General features: G+C 51.4%; 17 protein-coding genes and 1 pseudogene. 8 read left to right on the top strand and 10 right to left on the bottom strand.

Annotated features, from left to right (window positions below; genetic code table 11):
• The first annotated feature begins 5 nt into the window (after positions 1–5).
• The gene (locus tag AM410_RS19345; protein WP_108648275.1) at positions 6–1,196 is read left to right on the top strand and encodes a cytochrome c biogenesis protein/redoxin; all 1,191 of its coding nucleotides are present in this window, start codon (positions 6–8) and stop codon (positions 1,194–1,196) included.
• A 6-nt stretch (positions 1,197–1,202) separates the two neighbouring features.
• On the opposite strand, the gene tam is transcribed toward AM410_RS19345, so the two are convergent.
• Together tam and AM410_RS19335 are read right to left on the bottom strand one after the other, a co-directional pair.
• Positions 1,203–1,961 (bottom strand): trans-aconitate 2-methyltransferase, encoded by a 759-nt coding sequence (gene tam / locus AM410_RS19340; RefSeq protein ID WP_108648273.1) that lies wholly within the window; start codon positions 1,959–1,961, stop codon positions 1,203–1,205.
• A gap of 82 nt (positions 1,962–2,043) precedes the next feature.
• Positions 2,044–2,628, bottom strand: coding sequence for an NUDIX domain-containing protein (locus tag AM410_RS19335; protein ID WP_108648272.1), 585 nt, complete (start codon positions 2,626–2,628; stop codon positions 2,044–2,046).
• A gap of 86 nt (positions 2,629–2,714) precedes the next feature.
• On the opposite strand from AM410_RS19335, the gene AM410_RS19330 reads away from it, so the two are divergent.
• Positions 2,715–3,488, top strand: coding sequence for a DeoR/GlpR family DNA-binding transcription regulator (locus tag AM410_RS19330; protein ID WP_020884137.1), 774 nt, complete (start codon positions 2,715–2,717; stop codon positions 3,486–3,488).
• 60 nt (positions 3,489–3,548) lie between these two features.
• Here AM410_RS19330 and AM410_RS19325 read toward each other — a convergent pair whose 3' ends face one another.
• Positions 3,549–3,911 (bottom strand): DUF4406 domain-containing protein, encoded by a 363-nt coding sequence (locus AM410_RS19325; RefSeq protein WP_041162604.1) that lies wholly within the window; start codon positions 3,909–3,911, stop codon positions 3,549–3,551.
• A gap of 172 nt (positions 3,912–4,083) precedes the next feature.
• Here AM410_RS19325 and AM410_RS19320 point away from each other — a divergent pair.
• The 3 genes and pseudogenes from AM410_RS19320 to AM410_RS19305 form a co-directional block, all read left to right on the top strand.
• Positions 4,084–4,563, top strand: a pseudogene (locus tag AM410_RS19320) (mechanosensitive ion channel protein MscS); the annotation flags it as partial.
• Positions 4,564–5,395: 832 nt separating this feature from the next.
• The gene (locus AM410_RS19310) at positions 5,396–5,656 is read left to right on the top strand and encodes a protein L (protein WP_204247281.1); all 261 of its coding nucleotides are present in this window, start codon (positions 5,396–5,398) and stop codon (positions 5,654–5,656) included.
• On the top strand, positions 5,653–6,117 hold the full coding sequence (locus AM410_RS19305) for a hypothetical protein (protein ID WP_108648269.1): 465 nt from the start codon (positions 5,653–5,655) through the stop codon (positions 6,115–6,117). The genes AM410_RS19310 and AM410_RS19305 overlap by 4 nt, the downstream gene beginning before the upstream one ends.
• Positions 6,118–6,154: 37 nt before the next feature.
• On the opposite strand, the gene AM410_RS24235 is transcribed toward AM410_RS19305, so the two are convergent.
• On the bottom strand, positions 6,155–7,282 hold the full coding sequence (locus AM410_RS24235; RefSeq protein ID WP_236900093.1) for a glycoside hydrolase family 19 protein: 1,128 nt from the start codon (positions 7,280–7,282) through the stop codon (positions 6,155–6,157).
• 57 nt (positions 7,283–7,339) lie between these two features.
• Here AM410_RS24235 and AM410_RS19295 point away from each other — a divergent pair, with 57 nt between their 5' ends.
• Positions 7,340–7,612 (top strand): hypothetical protein, encoded by a 273-nt coding sequence (locus tag AM410_RS19295; protein ID WP_236900091.1) that lies wholly within the window; start codon positions 7,340–7,342, stop codon positions 7,610–7,612.
• 156 nt (positions 7,613–7,768) lie between these two features.
• Here the strand turns inward: AM410_RS19295 and AM410_RS19290 are convergent, their stop codons facing one another.
• The 5 genes from AM410_RS19290 to AM410_RS19270 form a co-directional block, all read right to left on the bottom strand.
• Positions 7,769–8,080: a Silver-binding protein gene (locus AM410_RS19290; protein ID WP_108648268.1), complete on the bottom strand. Its 312-nt coding sequence runs from the start codon at positions 8,078–8,080 to the stop codon at positions 7,769–7,771.
• 221 nt (positions 8,081–8,301) lie between these two features.
• Positions 8,302–11,436: a Cu(+)/Ag(+) efflux RND transporter permease subunit SilA gene (gene silA, locus AM410_RS19285; RefSeq protein ID WP_108648266.1), complete on the bottom strand. Its 3,135-nt coding sequence runs from the start codon at positions 11,434–11,436 to the stop codon at positions 8,302–8,304.
• A 10-nt stretch (positions 11,437–11,446) separates the two neighbouring features.
• A complete protein-coding gene (locus AM410_RS19280; RefSeq protein ID WP_108648264.1) occupies positions 11,447–12,697 on the bottom strand; it encodes an efflux RND transporter periplasmic adaptor subunit in 1,251 nt (416 codons plus the stop codon).
• Positions 12,698–12,708: 11 nt separating this feature from the next.
• Positions 12,709–13,050: a cation efflux system protein CusF gene (gene cusF, locus AM410_RS19275; RefSeq protein ID WP_014170083.1), complete on the bottom strand. Its 342-nt coding sequence runs from the start codon at positions 13,048–13,050 to the stop codon at positions 12,709–12,711.
• Positions 13,051–13,083: 33 nt separating this feature from the next.
• Positions 13,084–14,469: an efflux transporter outer membrane subunit gene (locus tag AM410_RS19270; RefSeq protein ID WP_025204174.1), complete on the bottom strand. Its 1,386-nt coding sequence runs from the start codon at positions 14,467–14,469 to the stop codon at positions 13,084–13,086.
• Between the two features lie 190 nt (positions 14,470–14,659).
• On the opposite strand from AM410_RS19270, the gene AM410_RS19265 reads away from it, so the two are divergent.
• Entirely contained in the window at positions 14,660–15,343 is a 684-nt protein-coding gene (locus tag AM410_RS19265; RefSeq protein WP_108648262.1) for a copper/silver response regulator transcription factor, read from the top strand.
• Entirely contained in the window at positions 15,333–16,793 is a 1,461-nt protein-coding gene (locus tag AM410_RS19260) for a Cu(+)/Ag(+) sensor histidine kinase (protein ID WP_108648260.1), read from the top strand. The genes AM410_RS19265 and AM410_RS19260 overlap by 11 nt, the downstream gene beginning before the upstream one ends.
• On the opposite strand, the gene AM410_RS19255 is transcribed toward AM410_RS19260, so the two are convergent.
• Entirely contained in the window at positions 16,780–17,703 is a 924-nt protein-coding gene (locus AM410_RS19255) for a LysR family transcriptional regulator (protein ID WP_108648258.1), read from the bottom strand. The genes AM410_RS19260 and AM410_RS19255 overlap by 14 nt on opposite strands.
• Between the last annotated feature and the right edge of the window lie 17 nt (positions 17,704–17,720).

The following is a 17,720-nucleotide window of genomic DNA, read 5'->3' as shown; positions in this document are numbered from 1 at the left end:
TTTTTATGTTTTTGATAATCGCGTTTCTGGGCGGGATGATAAGCCTGCTCAGTCCATGTACGCTCCCGGTGATACCTCTTCTGTTTGCCGGTTTTCAGGGGCAGCGAAGACATATCCTGGCTCTGCTGGCAGGGATGATCGTGATGTTTACCGTGGTGGCGATGGTTGTCACGGTTGCCAGCGAATGGATCACGAATGCCACGATAATAGGGCGCTGGCTGGCACTCATTATTCTGGCTACAGCCGCGCTGGCCTTGATTTTCCCGTCCTTCGCCCAGCGTATAGCCGGGCCCGCGGTCAGCGCGGGCAATATCCTCAACACCCGCAGCGGACAAACGCGCGGAATGTTTTCCGCTTTCCTGGCCGGACTGGCCGTCGGTCTGCTCTGGTCTCCCTGTGCCGGACCGATTCTTGGGGCTATTTTCAGTATCAATATTGCGGGTCATTCGGCCATCACCACCGGCGCGCTGCTGGCGGCGTATGGCAGCGGATGTGCGCTTATGCTGGGCCTGCTTATGGCCGGCGGGCGGAAACTGATGGCACCGCTGCGGGCCAAATCAGCGCTGATGGAAAGGGTGCGCAAGGGGGCGGGCGTGGTGATGTTAGCGGCTGTGGCATTCAACGCCACGGGGATGAACTCGGTGCTGAAAGGTGCAAATGGGGTGGCAGACCGTCTTGAAACCACGCTGTTGACCCTGGCGAAGCCCGCCACTGCGCCAGTAAAACTGCAGCCGGTCGCAATGACCGAACCCAGCAGTCAGTTGCCTTCGTTAAGTGGCGGAACCGGATGGGTTAATGGTGACCCTGTCACGTCTGAATCATTGCGAGGTAAAGTCGTCCTGATTGATTTCTGGACCTGGGACTGCATCAACTGCCAGCATACGCTCCCGCATGTCCGCGACTGGGCCACGCGATATCAGTCCCAGGGTCTGGTGGTCATCGGCGTGCATACGCCTGAATATCCATGGGAAAAACCGCTCTCGTCGGTGAAAAACGCGGTGAACATATGGCAACTGCCGTATCGGGTCGTGACGGATAATAACTACCAGATCTGGAACGCCTTCGGTAACCAGTACTGGCCGGCACATTATTATTTCGATGCCAAAGGGCAGTTACGTTATACCTCTTTTGGTGAAGGTAACTATGAAGAACAGGAAAAAGTTATCCAGCAGTTGCTTAAAGAGGCCCGGTCATAACGTTGCTCAGGGCTGACGTTGAGCAATGATAAACAACCGTGGAAAAGCCAGCAGTATCTGCCCATTTTCCTGGAGCGGATACTGCTCTTCCAGCATTTCATGGTAGCGCTTGAGAAAACGTTTCTGCTCGCTCTCATTAAGCTCCTGCAGCCACGGACGTAAACCGGTCGCGCTTACCCAGTCAATGATGGCCTGGTGTGAGCTCATTTTATGGAAATAGGTTGTCCGCCAGATATCCACATCACAACCGGCGTCTGTCAGAATGTCGTAATAGGCATGTACGCCGGGCAAGGCTTCACGACCCCGATCGGGATAGCCTTGTTCCCAGGCAACTTCACGCATCGCCATATGAGTGGGCTCAAGCCAGTTGTCAGGCATCTGAATGGCCAGTACGCCATTTAACGTGAGCAGAGAGACCAGGTGCGGCAGGAGATCGTAGTGGTCGGGCACCCACTGCAACGAGGCATTGGCGTAAATCAGGCTCAGCGGCTGGCCGGGCTTAAACTGGCGGATATCGGCCTCAACAAAGTGGCAATCCGGTAAGGCGTTGCGGGCTTCGTCCAGCATCGCAGGTGAGTTATCGACCCCTGTGACGTGCGCTGAAGGCCAGCGATGTTTTAACAGCGCCGTACTGTTTCCAGGCCCGCAGCCCAGATCGACGATGGATGACACGTCATCCAGGGGAATTCTGGCGAGTAATTCAGCGGCGGGGCGCGTACGTTCGGCTCCGTATCGCAGGTACAGGGAAGGGTTCCAGTCGGCCATCTTCGCATCTCCGTTGTGCATGCTTCAGCAAGAATAGCACACGCAGACACCTGCACTGCGGCAGGTGTCTGTCCTGCGGCAATTACAGAATGCCTTTCAGGGCAACATGATAAAGCAGCATGATGGTTTTCCCGTCGACAATCCTGCCCGTTTCAATGTCGCGCAGTGCCTCTTCCAGCGTCATTTCCAGTACGTCAATATCCTCACCCTCCGCTTTGAGTCCACCGCCTTCACTGGTTCTGTCTTTCGGCTGGTATTCGGCGAGATAAAAATAGAGTTTTTCAGTGACGGAGCCCGGGCTCATGTAAGCTTCAAAAATTTTCTCAACGCGGGAAACGCTATAGCCGGTCTCTTCTTCCGCTTCTGCTTTAATCCGGCTTTCCGGATCCATGTTATCGAGCAAGCCCGCAGCAGCTTCAATAAGGTCATCTTCGTGCCCGTTAATAAAGACAGGGAAACGGAACTGGCGGGTCAGGATCACCGTCTTTTTATCCCGGTTATAAAGCAGGATGGTGGCTCCGTTTCCCCGGTCGTAAACTTCGCGATTTTGCCGCTGCCATTCGCCATTGCGTCGCTGAAGATCAAAGGTATATTTTTTCAGGATGTACCAGTTATCAGACAGTGTTTCACTTTCTATGATGCGTACATCTGCACGTTTTGATTGCACGTTTGTTCCTCCTTACGTAGAGTAATTATCATAAACAGCATTGTCGTGCAGTTTCAAGATTAAACGTGCAATATCAGGAATTCCTTATGCTCACAACGCAGCGAAAACAATTGATCCTTGAAAAGCTCGAGGCTGAAGGTCAGGTCCAGTCGAAAGCGCTCAGCACGCTCTTCGCGGTGTCTGAAGACACCATTCGGCGCGATTTACGCGAGCTGGCGGCAGAAGGGCGTTTACAGCGTGTTCACGGCGGGGCGCTGCCGTCATCCTCGGCCATTGCCCCGTTTGCTGAGCGTAAATCGGTAAAGATGGATGCCAAGAAAAATGTCGCCCGTAAAGGTGCGCAGCTGATTTCTGACGGCCAGGTGGTGATCATTGACGGCGGCACGACCACGTCAGAGCTGATTACGTTTCTGCCTCCTGATTTGAAGATAACCGTGGTCACGCACAGCCCTGGCATTGCGCTGGGACTTGTCGAACATCCCTCCATTGAAGTTATCCTGATCGGTGGCCGTCTGTATAAACACTCTATTGTTGCGGTCGGCGCGGCTGCTATCGAAGGCATCGAAAAAATCCATGCGGACCTGTTCTTTATGGGAGTGACCGGCATCCATCCTGATGCGGGCCTGACGACCGGTGATTTTGAAGAGGCGAGTATCAAACGTGCATTTTCCGGCAGAGCCGCCGAAACGGTTGTGCTGGCTTCCCCCGAAAAAATCAATACCGCGTCATCTTTTGTGATTGGCGATCTGTCGTTGGTGAACACGATTGTCGTTGAAGACGATACCGATAGCGCCTGGATTAACGCGGTAAAAGAAAAGGGGGTTTCCGTGGTGATGACCTCTGAACCGGAAAAGGCATAACCCACGCGAAAAGCCTTTATGATCCGGCCTGTCGGTATGCCGACAAGCTGGCAGGCAACATCAAACCTGAGGGATATCCTCAAGCGCAGTGTAAATCTTAAGCCCCAGCGTTTGCGCCACCTCAATGTCCATATCGGCCCCTTTGGACGCGCCGGCAATCCGGTAGAGAGCATCACATTTCGCTATGAGCCGGTGCGCGACGGGATACAGCATTGCTTCACTGATTTCATCACCCATCGATTTCGAGCCAGCCGCTTTTGCCAACGGTAAGGCCAGCCATTCGCCAATAACCGGAACGTGGCCCCGTTGATAGACGGCTAACGCCGCATTTTCAAGACGAGCAAGGTTTTCATCAATGCGCGCCTGCACGCCATCGGTGCCGCTACGATAGGGGCCGGCGATTAAAATCAACTGTTGTGTCATATCAACCTCAGTAAGTAAAAATGCATGAGTTTGCACGTTTCTGCGTCTTTTGTTTCTGGCTTCATATTAATCGGCAATTTCGTGCAATTTCAAGTAATATTGTGCATTGTGAGTTTTTTAAGACAGTTGCAGAAGAGTAGAGCTGGTCTATGCTCAAAAAGCAGAGATCAACCTAGGTATGCTCGCGACGAAAATCATTACGCGGGAGAATTATGTTGTAACCGTACCGAATGCTGTCGTAGTTAGCGGCAAAATCACTAATCTGAGCGCGCAAAATCCAGATGGTGGCGTGAACCTGACGACAGGTGTCACTATCGGATACGACACGCCATGGCGGCAAGTTCATGCCATGCTGGAGATTGCCGCCAGACGGGCGAAATGTATCGATCAGTCACAACAGCCGCTGGTAAGACAATTGAGTTTGATGGACTGGTATATTGCTTATGAACTTCAGGTGAAGCTGCGTGCCGGGCAGTCACTGGCGGAGGCCCGCAATGAACTGCACAGCAATATTCAGGATGTTTTTAACGAGTTTAATGTACAAATCATGTCGCCAAACTTTGTGATGCAACCAGAAGGCGCGGTCGTCGTGACGGAAGATAACTGGTATGCAGCGCCGGCAGAGAAGCCAGAGAATAAACAGCGTGAGTGAAGATGGCTATGCAGGTTTAGAGGATTCGGAGCAGATAAGGTGCATTAGAGGCTGTCAAACACCAGAACAAGGATGACCATAAAAAGCCAGATTCTGCCTTAATCTATGTAAGTGCGCATAATGTATATTATGTTAAATATGCTGGGTTTGAAGTTAAGTACATGAGGACCGCTCTTTCAGCAACTTACCGGCGAATCAGTCGTTTGCTAAAATTCAGTTGTGGCTTTACGATAACTTCATAACGCAACAATTATGGGGATATCGCTAAGTTCATGGCATATTCCATCTTACATTTATCCAGGAACAACCAGAGAACTCATCTCATGGTTGATACCGTAACTACCCTGCCCGTCATGTTCACCACAATTTAATGCAGACGACAAAGTCATTCAGGGTATGGAGCTTGATGCTTACATCAAGGCCGAGTAACTAGCTATGGTACATGAGGGGCTCGAAAAATCCCCCATTCAGCCTTCGACACTACATGCTCGACTTAAAGCAAAAGGAATTATGATTGAATCCGTTTTAAGGTTGGCTGTACTTTCAATGTAGAGATTTCATGGCTTTTGTCATACAATTAACATGCAACTGCGGAAGATTATGCAAAGTGGATGGCCATCTTTATACCTCACGTTTTCGAGAAGAAGCGCAATGAGCATGACGAAGCATACGTCGTGTTTGTTAAGTCAGCTGGCAACCGGGGAAATCTTATCTATGGAGTGAGAATCTCCACTGCTATCGGATCCTTCAACAATGGCTCATTCCTGTACATCACGTATTACGGGACTTTGGCGATAGTTGAGTATATGGATTGAGTTCAAAAAGGAAAATAATGGCTGCATTTACAAGCGAGACAGAGCAATTTTTACAGCGCGTTGAGGGCGACAAAGAGCGCTGGACGTCACAGTACAATCCTGGTGACACTGTTCCTGTTTCAGGAATTTACCGTTGTACCGTATGTGGCAAAGAAGTGACCAGTAATAAAGATGATCCATTCCCGCCACAAAATCACCATCAACATAGTTCTCACCATGAAACGGATACGAAGAATTGTCCGCTTTGTGCGGATGAAACCCTAAGGAGAAGCTTGTGATAAAGACAATTACCATTCTTTTAGTTGGCTTGTTTTTTTCTGCATCAAACGCTTTTGCAAATACAGAATTAGTTTTTCAATGCATGACAAAAAGCAAAAAAATAATAAAAATAGAACGTACAGATGAAACCTTAAAGTACACATATGGCAATGATAAAAAAAATGATTTAACTCTAGAGACTCGACTTTTCAGCGAGAAAATTCCAACTATTTTTTCATCAGAAGTTCAACTTGGAAACAAATCCGGACCTTATGTTTTTAACACTGTTACATTCCATAATGGAGAATATACATATTCAGTCTCCGCATTAAGTGACATCAATGTTCCATCAGACGAAACCTTTACAGGGGTTTACGTCAGCAGAAACAACATAAAAAGCAATAAAATCAAATGCATAGATGGCACGATACAAGATAATTTTGAGTCGCTCTTTACTTTTAACAGCTCACGCATCAAATAAAAATTGGGCTTACCATTAGGTAAGCCCTTACATCGAATCAATAAATGTCAATAAATATTTTTTCGTCGGCAAACGTAATCAAATTTTTGTATCGGGCATTTTTTGTATTAGTACCCGGATTTACTATATTCGTCACACTATGTGATGCACTCTCTGTTATACCACCATCAGCTTTTTTATATGCATCATAAAAATCCCAAAAGAACAATGCTGAACGAACCACTTGCTTTGTTGATGCAGTAATTAACTCTGGATGCTCTTCATAATCCACTGGATCGCCCCAAACCTTATTAGCATACTGAGTAAAGACTCTATAATTATATCTCCCTGTGAGTTGTTTCATCCCCCTGCCCTTATAGCGCCATCCATCACCAGGCTCTGTATTACCATTACGTCCGCCATAAGCTTTATTGGCAATCGCTTCCTGATTTGCTCTGTGTGCACCTGTTCGCCCATCAATTTGCTGTTCATCAGGATGTCTTCGATAATAGCTGAAGAGACCAGGGAGTGCTGTTGCCGCATAATTTAAATCCTCATCAATCATGAACGTAGCTCCCGTTTCCTGATAGACCTGAGCCATAAAATGATACAGCCGAACCTCGGTATTAAGGTGACAACGTTCCAGATTATCATTTAGCTCATCCGCCACCTGCTGGAGAACCTCGTCGCTGACCTTGCGACTATTCGTCCATATTTTCCGTAACATTGGCAGCGTAATTTTCCCGCCTGCGGGTTTGAGCATCTCAAGGAATTCAAGCGGATGAAAATGCCATACATACCGCTGACTGGCGAACGGTGGAACCTTATCCATCCAGCGCGTCGCATCCAGAAATCCCCCGTTAGCCAGCTGCACAACCGGACTTTCGTCCCTGTCCTTAAATACCGATGACCAGCGTGTATCATCGCGTGTACTGTGCCAGTCGCTGTCGTGTTTCACTATCAGCCGCCGCACATATTCCGGGATGTTCATCTGGTTTGTATGCAGTGCGCCGAACAGCAGTTCGTCCTGGGATTTATCAGGATACGGGTCGGGCGGTCTTCTGTTTTCAGCGTTGTGGATCAGGCTGTCATAAAACATTTTTGCCTGTGCCGATTCGGGGCCTTTTTCACTGTCAAAGTGCGAATCAATGCTTTTCAGGGCATCAATAACCCAGCCTTCATCCAAAGACGTTAAGCAGGTCTGGACGCGGTAGCCTGTTTCTGGTTTAGAAAAAGGATCATCATGAAAAAGAGTCTCATGTTTTTAACTTGCCTGCTAATAAGCAGCCCTGCCTTTGCAAAAAGTCAGGGCATACAGGATACGCCCGTGATGAATATCGTTGAGATAAGCGTCACGCCCGATCGGGACAGGCATTTTGATGAGGTTGCCAGGCAAACGATCACCGCTTCGGTTGATCATGAGGCGGGCACGCTGGCGATGTACGCGCTGAAACGCAGTGTAAAGAATATGGCGAAGAACGATAGCCAGAGAGAAGAACATTCTCGCGCGCTGTAACCTCGGCAGGTCATGTCTGCAAACCAACTGCAACGCTTCTCCTTATCGGCATGATACTGCTCAGCGGTGGCTGCATTCTTACTGCGACCTTCTAAAAGATGCTGAAAACGCCCCACACTCGAGGGGCGTATACCCGTGACATCCACCACGCGCCAGTTAATTCGCCTGATTCATACGGCGATGTTTCTCTGCCTGTTGCTGGTGAATAACAGAAGACTGCCCATTGTTCGCCGTTTCATGCACAACGGCGGTCTTCTCATGCTCATTCATCGTGGAGAAAGACTTTGCCGATTCGGGAGTAGTATTACAGGGGCCAGCTTTGAGCATTTTCTTGTGCATCTCAGCCATGGTTTGATGCGCAGTTGCCTGAGCGTTATTAACCTGGTCGTGCATGTTGATCGTTTCTGCTGCCCAGCCAGATGAGGTGACAGCCATAATGGTGACAATGGATAACAGGATCTTTTTCATGGTCGAATCTCCTAAGTTTACATGCTCTGCAATATCGCTGAATGAAAATTCAGAGATAAATGCATCGGCGTCTGAATTATCATTGATTATAAAAACCGACCTCTGTTTATCCCGTGACGGGCTGATGACATTTCTGTCACTGGGCCATACGGGGAATAACCCCCTGCCCCATACGCATAAAAAAGGACACTCCAGCGTGTCCTTTTAATATCGTCGCGCGTTTATTTATGTCTTCGCAGCCAGATTAATTTGTAGGCGGCCGGAATAATGAACAGGGATAACAGCGGAGCCGTAATCATTCCTCCAATCATCGGCGCGGCTATCCGGCTCATGACTTCTGAGCCCGCACCGGTTCCCCAGAGGATGGGCAACAGACCGGCAATGATAACCGCCACGGTCATCGCTTTCGGTCTCACGCGGAGTACCGCCCCCTGATAAAGGGCTTCATCGAGCCCTTCCGCGGTAAAGGTTTCCCGCTGGGCAAGCGCCGGATGGGCTTCAATGGCATGACGCAAATACATCAGCATCACCACGCCAAACTCTGCTGCCACCCCGGCCAGGGCAATAAAGCCGGTTCCGGTCGCCACGGACATATGGAAGCCCTGCCAGTACAGGAACCAAATTCCGCCGACAAGTGCGAATGGCAGACTCATCAGAATAAGCAGTGCCTCATCAACACGACGGAATGCCAGATATAACAAAATGAATATGATCATTACCGTCATTGGCACCATCAGTTTCAGTTTTTTATTGGCGTGCTCCAGCAATTCAAACTGTCCGGAGAAAGAGACACTGGTGCCCGGTCTTAATTTTACGTGCTGGCTGATAGCGGTTTTAATGTCGTTTACAACCGACACCATATCCCTGCCACGGGCATCAATATAAATCCAGCTGGCAGGACGGGCATTTTCCGTTTTCAGCATGGTAGGTCCGGAAACGACACGAATATCAGCGACATCGCCCAGGGTAATTTGCTGTTTCATGGGCGTCAGAATGGGCATCTGTTTCAGTGCCTGTGGGCTGTTTCGGTAATCCTGAGGGTAGCGGATATTGATCGGGTAACGGGCTACGCCCTCAACCGTCTCGCCGGTTGTTGCGCCACCGATGGCTGATGAGACAAACAGCTGCACATCACCCACCGTCATTCCGTATCGGGATGCTTTCTCCCGGTTGATATCCACATCGATGTAGCGTCCGCCTTCCAGACGTTCTGCCAGGGCTGAAACCACGCCCGGCACGGTTTTGGCCACCGCTTCGATACGTTGCGCAGTGGCATCAATATCAGACAAAACGGTGCCAGACACTTTGATACCGATTGGGCTTTTAATGCCGGTGGAGAGCATATCTATACGGTTACGGATCGGCGGTACCCAGAGGTTAGCCAGGCCGGGCAAACGCACGGTCTTATCCAGTTCATCAATGATCTTGTCAATCGTCATTCCTGGTCGCCACTGATCTTCAGGTTTAAGCTGAAGAGTGGTTTCGACCATTTCCAGTGGCGCGGAGTCGGTCGCCGTTTCGGCCTTACCGGTCTTACCAAATACGGACGCCACTTCAGGGACGGTTTTGATTAATTTGTCTGTCGTCTGCAAGAGCGCGGCAGCTTCTGCCGGCGATACGCCAGGTAACGTTGACGGCATGTACAGCAGGTCGCCCTCATTGATCTTTGGCAGAAATTCCCCCCCGACCTGACTCAGCGGCCATATGACCGTAAAAATAGTTAACGCCGCAATCAGCAAGGTCGTTTTCGGCCAGTGGAGCACGCGAAGCAATAACGGATGATAGGCATTAATCAGCAGTCGGTTCAGGGGGTTGCTGGTCTCCGCGGGGATTTTCCCTCTGATCCAGAACCCCATCAGTATAGGAATGACGATGATTGCCAGCGCGGCCGCACCCGCCATGGCATACGTCTTCGTGAAGGCCAGCGGCCCAAACAGGCGCCCTTCCTGTCCCTCAAGCGTGAAAATGGGGATGAACGACAAGGTGATGATCAGCAGGCTGATAAACAGCGCCGGGCCCACTTCAACGGACGCATCGGTAATGACCTTCCAGCGGGTTGCGTTGTCTATCTGCTCCCCAGGGTGTTGATGATCCCACTCTTCCAACCGTTTATGCGCATTTTCAATCATCACAATGGCGGCATCCACCATCGCCCCCACGGCAATGGCAATCCCGCCCAGAGACATAATATTGGCGTTTAGCCCCTGGAAATGCATGACGATAAAGGCAATGCACAGGCCAAGCGGCAGAGAAACGATCGCCACCAGCGCAGAGCGGATATGCCAGAGGAACAGCGCACAGACGATGGCTACCACGATAAACTCTTCAAGGAGTTTGTTACTCAGGTTATCAATGGCGCGGTCAATTAACTGGCTGCGATCGTAGGTGGTCACCACCTCGACACCCTCTGGCAGGCTGGCTTTCAGCGTCTCCAGTTTGTCTTTCACTGCGGTAATAACTTCACGTGCGTTTTTCCCCGAGCGCAGGATCACGACGCCACCAGCAACTTCGCCCTGGCCGTTAAGTTCTGCAATGCCGCGCCGCATTTCCGGGCCCGTTTGCACGCGGGCCACATCGCGCAGATAAACCGGCACGCCATTCTCGCCCGTTTTCAGGACGATATTATTGAAATCATCAATGGACTGAAGGTAACCGCTGGCGCGGACCATGTACTCCGCTTCCGCCATTTCAATGGATGAACCCCCTGCTTCCTGGTTAGATGATTCGAGAGCCTGTTTAACGTCGGGCAGCGTGACACCGTACTGCGCCAGCTTCAACGGGTTAACCTGAATCTGATACTGCTTAACCACGCCGCCTACTGACGCAACCTCCGCGACGTTAGGGATGGTTTTCAGTTCGAATTTCAGGAACCAGTCCTGAAGGGAACGCAGTTCTGCAAGATCGTGTTTTCCGCTGTGATCCACCAGGGCATATTCAAATATCCAGCCGACACCGGTGGCATCTGGTCCTATTTCTGAGCTTACACCGGCAGGCAATTTGCCCTGAACCTGGTTCAGGTATTCCAGAACGCGCGAGCGAGCCCAGTAGAGGTCAGTACCGTCTTCAAAAATGACGTAAACATAGGAGTCACCAAACTGGGAAAAACCACGCACGGTCTTTGCGCCGGGTACCGACAGCATGGTTGTCGTGAGCGGATACGTGACCTGATTTTCAACAATCTGCGGAGCCTGACCGGGATAGCTGGTTTTAATGATCACCTGCACATCAGACAGATCGGGCAATGCATCCACAGGGGTATTGATGATAGTCCATGTTCCCCAGACGCTGAGAAACAAAGCGCCCATCATCACCAGGAAACGGTTGGCGACGGAGCGCCGGATAATCCATTCAATCATCATCGTCTCCTTAATGGCCCGAATGCGCGTCGTGAGTTTTTTCAGGATGACGCATGCGCTCCAGCGCACCGCTAATATTGGCTTCGGAGTCAATCAGGAACAGACCGCTGACCACGACAGAATCGCCTTCGTTCAGTCCGCTGCCAATCGCGGACTGTTGCTGAGATTCATGCAGAACATGAATGTTTTTTGGCACAAAACGCCCTTCCGCATCGACCACAATCACCCGCTGTTCTTTGCCCGTATCAATCACGGCCTGGGATGGGATCAGCAGCATCTCCTGGCTCCTGGCGTTCAGTTTCAGGTAGGCGTTCATGCCGGGTTTCAGGCTTTCGTCTTGGTTGGAGACCTGCAGACGGACCTGCAGCGTGCGGGTAGTTTGATCCACGCTGGGGAGAATGTTCCATTTTTCAACGGCAAACGATTTATCCGGGTACGCGGGCACTGAAATTTCAAATTGCGAGCTGTCTTTGAGAAGATACGCAATGGATTCCGGCACGGCCGCACTGATCCAGACCGGATCCATCCCCTGAATTTGTGCCACCACATTATCTTTGGTAATGTTCATGCCCGCGCGCAGGTTAAACGCCGTAATCACGCCATCTATAGGGGCCTTGATAGTAAAACGGGTCTGGATACTCCGGGTCGCACGCAGTCGTTGAACATCCTCTTCCGGCATGCCGGCAAGACGTAGTCGCTCCAGAACACCTTTTATCTGGGTTGGGGTTCCGCCGGTACCCGATAACAACAGGAACTCGCTTTGCGCTTCTACCCATTCCGGAATGGTGATATCGATAAGCGGCGTCCCTTTTTTAACATGATCGCCCACGGTCAGTGGGTACACTCTCTCAACGAAACCCTCAGAACGCGCCTGCACAATGACAAACTGATATTCGTTATAACTGACGTTGGCCGGTATGGTCTGGGCGTAATTCAGCGCTCCCCGCGTCACTTTCTGCGTTTTGAGTCCCAGGTTCTGAACCTGCGTCGGGTCAATACGAATACCCTCACTGCTTTTTTCGTCATGTTCATCGGCATATTTCGGCACCAGATCCATATCCATAAACGGAGACTTGCCGGGTTTATCAAACCGGGTATCCGGCTTCATCGGGTCATACCAGAAAAGAACTTTTCTCTCCGTCGTGGTCTGTTCTGTTTTTTCTGCGGGATGCACCGACTGCCAGGCGATAACTGAAATCAGCCCTCCTGCAATAAGGCTGCCGAGGATGACGGCAGCAAACTTTATTCTTAAAGAGGCCATGCTTTTTCTCGCTATTTAATGCTCTTGAGTAAAGAGATATTGCCCTGCTGAACAAACGTAAAATTAACGTGGCTGCCGGCTTTTAAGGCGAGAATAGTTTCGTCTGCCTGGACAAAGGTGAAACGCATGGTCATGGCGGGCCAACCAATCGCTGGAATAGCATCGTGCGCGATAGTGATTTTTTTAGTGCTCAGATCAACCGCTTTCACCACGCCGGTTCCCGCGATGACCTGCTCTGGCGTGGCTTGTGCTGCTGTGCTCATCTCCCCGTGCTGATGTGTTTCAGCATGCAGGCCTGCAGAAAATATAACGGAGAGTGCGCCCAGTACGACCGCGTTAAATAAACTGTTCATTTTTTGATTTCCTGATGGAGTAATTAAAAGAAATTACTCAACCCAACCGCCGCCCAGCGCGGTGAATAAGTTAATTTCATTCACCTGTCGGGAATAGATAAGGTCGAGAATGGTTTGTTGTGTTGCAAAAAGAGAACGTTCAGCATCGAGCACTTCAATGTAACTGACCGCGCCACTGGAATATAAACCTCTGGCTCGCTGCAGGGTGATATGTAGCGAATCAAGATAACGCTGCTGGGCGTCAAGTTGCTGACTGATGCTGTCCCGCAATGCGAGCGCGTCGGCGACCTGTTTAAAAGCCGCCTGAATTTTTTGTTCATAATTGACGATTGACTGCTGCTGGCGAATTTCAGCCAGTTTGAGATTGGCTTTATTCCTTCCGGCATTAAAAACAGGAATGTCAATTTTCGGAATAAAATTCCACATCCCGCTTCCTGCGGTGAAGAGGCTGGATAATTCCGTACTGCTTGCTGAAAGCCCGCTGGTTAGCGTAATAGACGGGAAAAAGGCGGCACGCGCCGCGCCAATATTGGCATCAGCCGCTTTCAACTGGTACTCCGCTTCCATAATGTCCGGGCGCTGAAGCAATATTTCTGACGGCAGACGAGGCGGCAGTTTGACGGGGGAAATCTCATCGACGCTGCCTCCTTTCTCTGCCGGCAGCGCGCGATAGGTTCCCAGAACCTGCTGCAGGGCATTATTGGCCTGAGCCAGCTCGCCTTCTCTTTTCGCTATTTCTGCACGGGTACTTTCAATCTGCCCCCGGGCCTGTTCAAGTGCCAGAACGTTGGTGCTGCCCGTTACCAGCTGTTGTTCAACAAAAGCCCAGGATTGTTGATAGTTTTTTAGCGTATCGCGGGCAATTCGACGTTGTTTGTAGGCCAGCTGCTGGCTGAAATAGCTCTGCGACACGCTGGAGACGAGCAGGATATGCACGGCACGGCGGGCCTCCTCGCTGGCAAAATAGTTCTGTCTGTCAGCATCACTCATATTCCTGAGCTTGCCGAAGAAATCGAGTTCGTAACTGAGGTTCAACCCTGCGTCGTACTGCTGTGTGGTCGGCTTGTCCGTTTTCAGCCCACCGCTGTAAGTCACACCTGACGAGGCATTCAGCTGCGGATACCGGTCGGCATCCGTCACGTTGAACTGCGCGCGCGCCTCTTCAACCTTAAGGGCGGCCATTTTTAAATCACGGTTGTTATTCAGGGCTTCGGCGATCAGTGCTGCGACCTGAGGATCGGTAAAAAAGCTACGCCATCCGCTGTCGTGATACCCCGCCACCACCGGCGTGAGGCTATTTCGGGATAACGAGAACTGCTGCGGAACCGGTGCTGGCGGGCGCGCATATTCTGGTGCCAGCGAGACGCAGCCTGCCAGGAAAAATATTGTGCTAATGCTAAGTCGTTTTAATGTGCACATCACGCTTCTCGTCCAGGCAGGCCTGGTAAATGTTTCAAATGAAGTCCAGAGTATTACCAGGGTTACTCTACAGCGTGCTTCCTGTTTGCCTGGTGACAGGATAATGACAATGTTGTCATTCTTAACGTAAGTCATTGATAACGGTTTGAGGCTCTCTAGAATGTCCAGAGCAGCCAGTCAGGGGAGCAACATGAAAATACTGATCGTTGAAGACGAGATAAAAACCGGGGAGTACCTCAGCAAGGGGCTGACTGAGGCGGGGTTTGTGGTGGACCACGCTGACAATGGCCTGACCGGATATCATCTCGCCATGACCGCCGAGTATGACCTCCTGATTCTGGATATCATGCTTCCCGACGTGAACGGCTGGGATATCATCCGCATGTTACGTTCTGCCGGGAAGGGAATGCCGGTTCTGTTACTCTCAGCCCTTGGCACTATTGAACACCGGGTGAAGGGTCTTGAACTGGGCGCGGATGATTACCTGATCAAACCCTTTGCCTTTGCGGAGCTGCTCGCCCGCGTCAGGACGCTTCTGCGACGGGGCAATACGGTGATCACGGAAAGCCAGTTTCAGGTGTCTGATCTGATGATTGATCTCGTGTCCAGAAAGGTGAGCCGCGCGGGGAACCGCATCCTGCTGACCAGCAAAGAGTTCAGCCTGCTGGAGTTTTTTATGCGACACCAGGGGGAAGTGCTGCCCCGCTCCCTGATTGCATCCCAGGTCTGGGACATGAATTTTGACAGCGACACCAACGCGATTGATGTCGCCGTCAAACGGCTTCGCGCGAAAATAGACAATGATTTTGAGCCGAAGCTGATCCAGACGGTCCGCGGCGTGGGGTACATGCTGGAGGCACCGGATGCGCGTTAAATTACCCGGACGCCCTTTTTCACTAGCCCTGAGGCTGACGTTTTTTATCAGCCTCTCCACGATACTGGCATTTTTCGCCTTCACCTGGTTTATGCTGCACTCCGTTGAAAAGCATTTTGCCGAGCAGGATATCAACGATCTGCAGCAAATCAGTACCGCGATGCACCGTATCCTGCAGTCCCCGGCAGATCCGGACGAGAAGAAAATCAGTAAAATCAAAGAGTCAATTGCCAGCTATCGTAACGTTGCGGTTCTGCTTCTCGACGCGCGTGGAGAGGTGTTGTTCAGTACGGCGCAGGGGGCAGCGTTACGCCCTGCCGTGAACACGGCGGCATTCAGCACGCACAGCCGGGCACGGGATGTGTTTCTCTGGACGGTAGATGCCCCCACCCTGCAGAGTCATTCCGGCGCTGAGATGAAAAGTGACACGTACCGGATTATCGCCTCGTCAGGCACGGCAACGCTGCAGGGAAAAGCGCAGAATTACGTTATGCTGATCGGGCTTTCTATTAATTTCCATCTCCATTACCTCGATGCGCTGAAAAAGAACCTGATTGCGATTGCCATGGTGATCAGCCTGCTGATTATTCTTATCATTCGAATCGCGGTACGTCAGGGACACCTGCCGCTGCGTAACGTCAGCAATGCCATTAAAAATATCACCTCTGAAAATCTCGATGTGAGGCTGGAACCGTCGCGCGTTCCGGTTGAACTGGAGCAACTGGTGATTTCGTTCAACCATATGATTGAAAAAATTGAAGATGTGTTCACCCGCCAGGCGAATTTTTCTGCCGATATCGCCCACGAAATCAGAACCCCCATCACCAATCTGGTGACCCAGACTGAAATCGCACTCAGCCAGAACCGGACGCCGAAAGAGCTGGAAGATATCCTCTACTCCAGCCTTGAAGAGTATAACCGGATGACCCGGATGGTCAGCGATATGCTGTTCCTGGCGCAGGCGGATAATAATCAGCTGATCCCGGACAGGGTGATGTTTGATTTAAGCGCGGAGGTCATTAAAGTCTTTGATTTCTTCGAGGCCTGGGCGGAAGAACGTCATATCACGCTGACGTTTCACGGGATGCCCTGCCTGATCGAAGGCGATCCGCAGATGTTCAGACGCGCAATCAACAACCTGTTATCCAATGCCCTGCGCTATACGCCGGAAGGCAAGACGGTGACCGTCTCAATCGCCGAACGGGAAAACGATTTTGAGCTGATGATTGCCAACCCCGGGAAACCTGTCCCGCAAGAACATCTACCCAGGCTGTTTGACCGTTTTTACCGGGTGGATCCTTCAAGGCAGCGAAAAGGCGAAGGCAGCGGGATTGGTCTTGCCATTGTGAAGTCAATTGTCACCGCGCATCATGGCAAAGTCCGCGTCGAATCGGATGCTCAGTCGACGCGCTTTATCTTGTCCGTGCCTAAGCGGGTTACTCAGCACTGAGTGGTTGCTGCACAGCCCGACACACGTCCAGCACTTTCTCTCTCAGCCAGCGGTGCCCCGGATCCCTTTCCATTCGCGGGTGCCACATCTGCGATACCGTAATGGTTCGGGTTTTAAACGGCAGTTCAAAGACATGCACACTCTGCGCCATCGGCTGGTTCAGCAGATACAATGCCGGAACCATGGCGATCAGATCGGACGCCAGCGCCACGGATAACGCCGTCGGGAAACCGGGCACGACGCTGGCAATTTTGCGCTTCATCCCCACTTCTGCCAGCGCATCGTCGACAAAGCCGTGTAGCGATCCGTCGGGTGCGGCAACCACGTGGCCCCAGGAAACATAATCGTGAAGGCTGACCGTGGGGTGTGCCGCCAGCGGATGTCCCTTACGCACCGCGGCAATGAACCGATCCTGAAATAATCGCTGCAGGCGTATTTCAGGTCCCATGTTGCTCTGCACGCCAATTTCCAGGTCAACCAGCCCTTCCCGCAGATAACGTGACGTTTTCTCAGGCTTCGGCGAGAACCGAATACACACATCGGGCGCGGCTTCGGCCACGGCGGCAATCAGCAATGGGCCAAATGCGACCACAAAACCATCATTGGCTCTGATGGTGAACAGTCGCTCGAGGTTTTCCACCTTCAGCGTTTCAGTGGAGGGCTGCAGTACGGCTCTTGCCTCATATACGGCGCCTCTGGCTCGCTCCCGGCTGGCCTCGGCCCAGGGCGTCAGCACCATATTACGCCCTGCCCGCACCAGGATCGGGTCGCCGGTCACCTCTCGCAGCCGGCTCAGGGTACGGCTCATGGCTGACGTACTCAGGTTTAAACGCCGCGCAGCACCCGCCACGCTGGCTTCGGCCAGCAGGACGTCGAGGGCGACAAGCAAATTAAAATCCGGATCGGACATGATGCATCCTCAGATAA

This window comes from Enterobacter cloacae complex sp. FDA-CDC-AR_0164, from assembly GCF_003071645.1.
Classification (GTDB): domain Bacteria; phylum Pseudomonadota; class Gammaproteobacteria; order Enterobacterales; family Enterobacteriaceae; genus Enterobacter; species Enterobacter ludwigii.
Note: the sequence above shows the minus strand (reverse complement) of the source record. Positions and strands in the feature narration are given on the sequence as shown.

Bases quoted from the DNA above. Each gene is read 5' to 3' on its own strand.
- AM410_RS19345 (WP_108648275.1), top strand. From the start codon at position 6: ATGTTTTTGATAATCGCGTTTCTGGGCGGGATGATAAGCCTGCTCAGT.
- tam (WP_108648273.1), bottom strand. From the start codon at position 1,961: ATGGCCGACTGGAACCCTTCCCTGTACCTGCGATACGGAGCCGAACGT.
- AM410_RS19330 (WP_020884137.1), top strand. From the start codon at position 2,715: ATGCTCACAACGCAGCGAAAACAATTGATCCTTGAAAAGCTCGAGGCT.
- AM410_RS19325 (WP_041162604.1), bottom strand. From the start codon at position 3,911: ATGACACAACAGTTGATTTTAATCGCCGGCCCCTATCGTAGCGGCACC.
- AM410_RS19310 (WP_204247281.1), top strand. From the start codon at position 5,396: ATGGCTGCATTTACAAGCGAGACAGAGCAATTTTTACAGCGCGTTGAG.
- AM410_RS19295 (WP_236900091.1), top strand. From the start codon at position 7,340: ATGAAAAAGAGTCTCATGTTTTTAACTTGCCTGCTAATAAGCAGCCCT.
- AM410_RS19290 (WP_108648268.1), bottom strand. From the start codon at position 8,080: ATGAAAAAGATCCTGTTATCCATTGTCACCATTATGGCTGTCACCTCA.
- silA (WP_108648266.1), bottom strand. From the start codon at position 11,436: ATGATTGAATGGATTATCCGGCGCTCCGTCGCCAACCGTTTCCTGGTG.
- AM410_RS19280 (WP_108648264.1), bottom strand. From the start codon at position 12,697: ATGGCCTCTTTAAGAATAAAGTTTGCTGCCGTCATCCTCGGCAGCCTT.
- cusF (WP_014170083.1), bottom strand. From the start codon at position 13,050: ATGAACAGTTTATTTAACGCGGTCGTACTGGGCGCACTCTCCGTTATA.
- AM410_RS19270 (WP_025204174.1), bottom strand. From the start codon at position 14,469: ATGTGCACATTAAAACGACTTAGCATTAGCACAATATTTTTCCTGGCA.
- AM410_RS19265 (WP_108648262.1), top strand. From the start codon at position 14,660: ATGAAAATACTGATCGTTGAAGACGAGATAAAAACCGGGGAGTACCTC.
- AM410_RS19260 (WP_108648260.1), top strand. From the start codon at position 15,333: ATGCGCGTTAAATTACCCGGACGCCCTTTTTCACTAGCCCTGAGGCTG.
- AM410_RS19255 (WP_108648258.1), bottom strand. From the start codon at position 17,703: ATGTCCGATCCGGATTTTAATTTGCTTGTCGCCCTCGACGTCCTGCTG.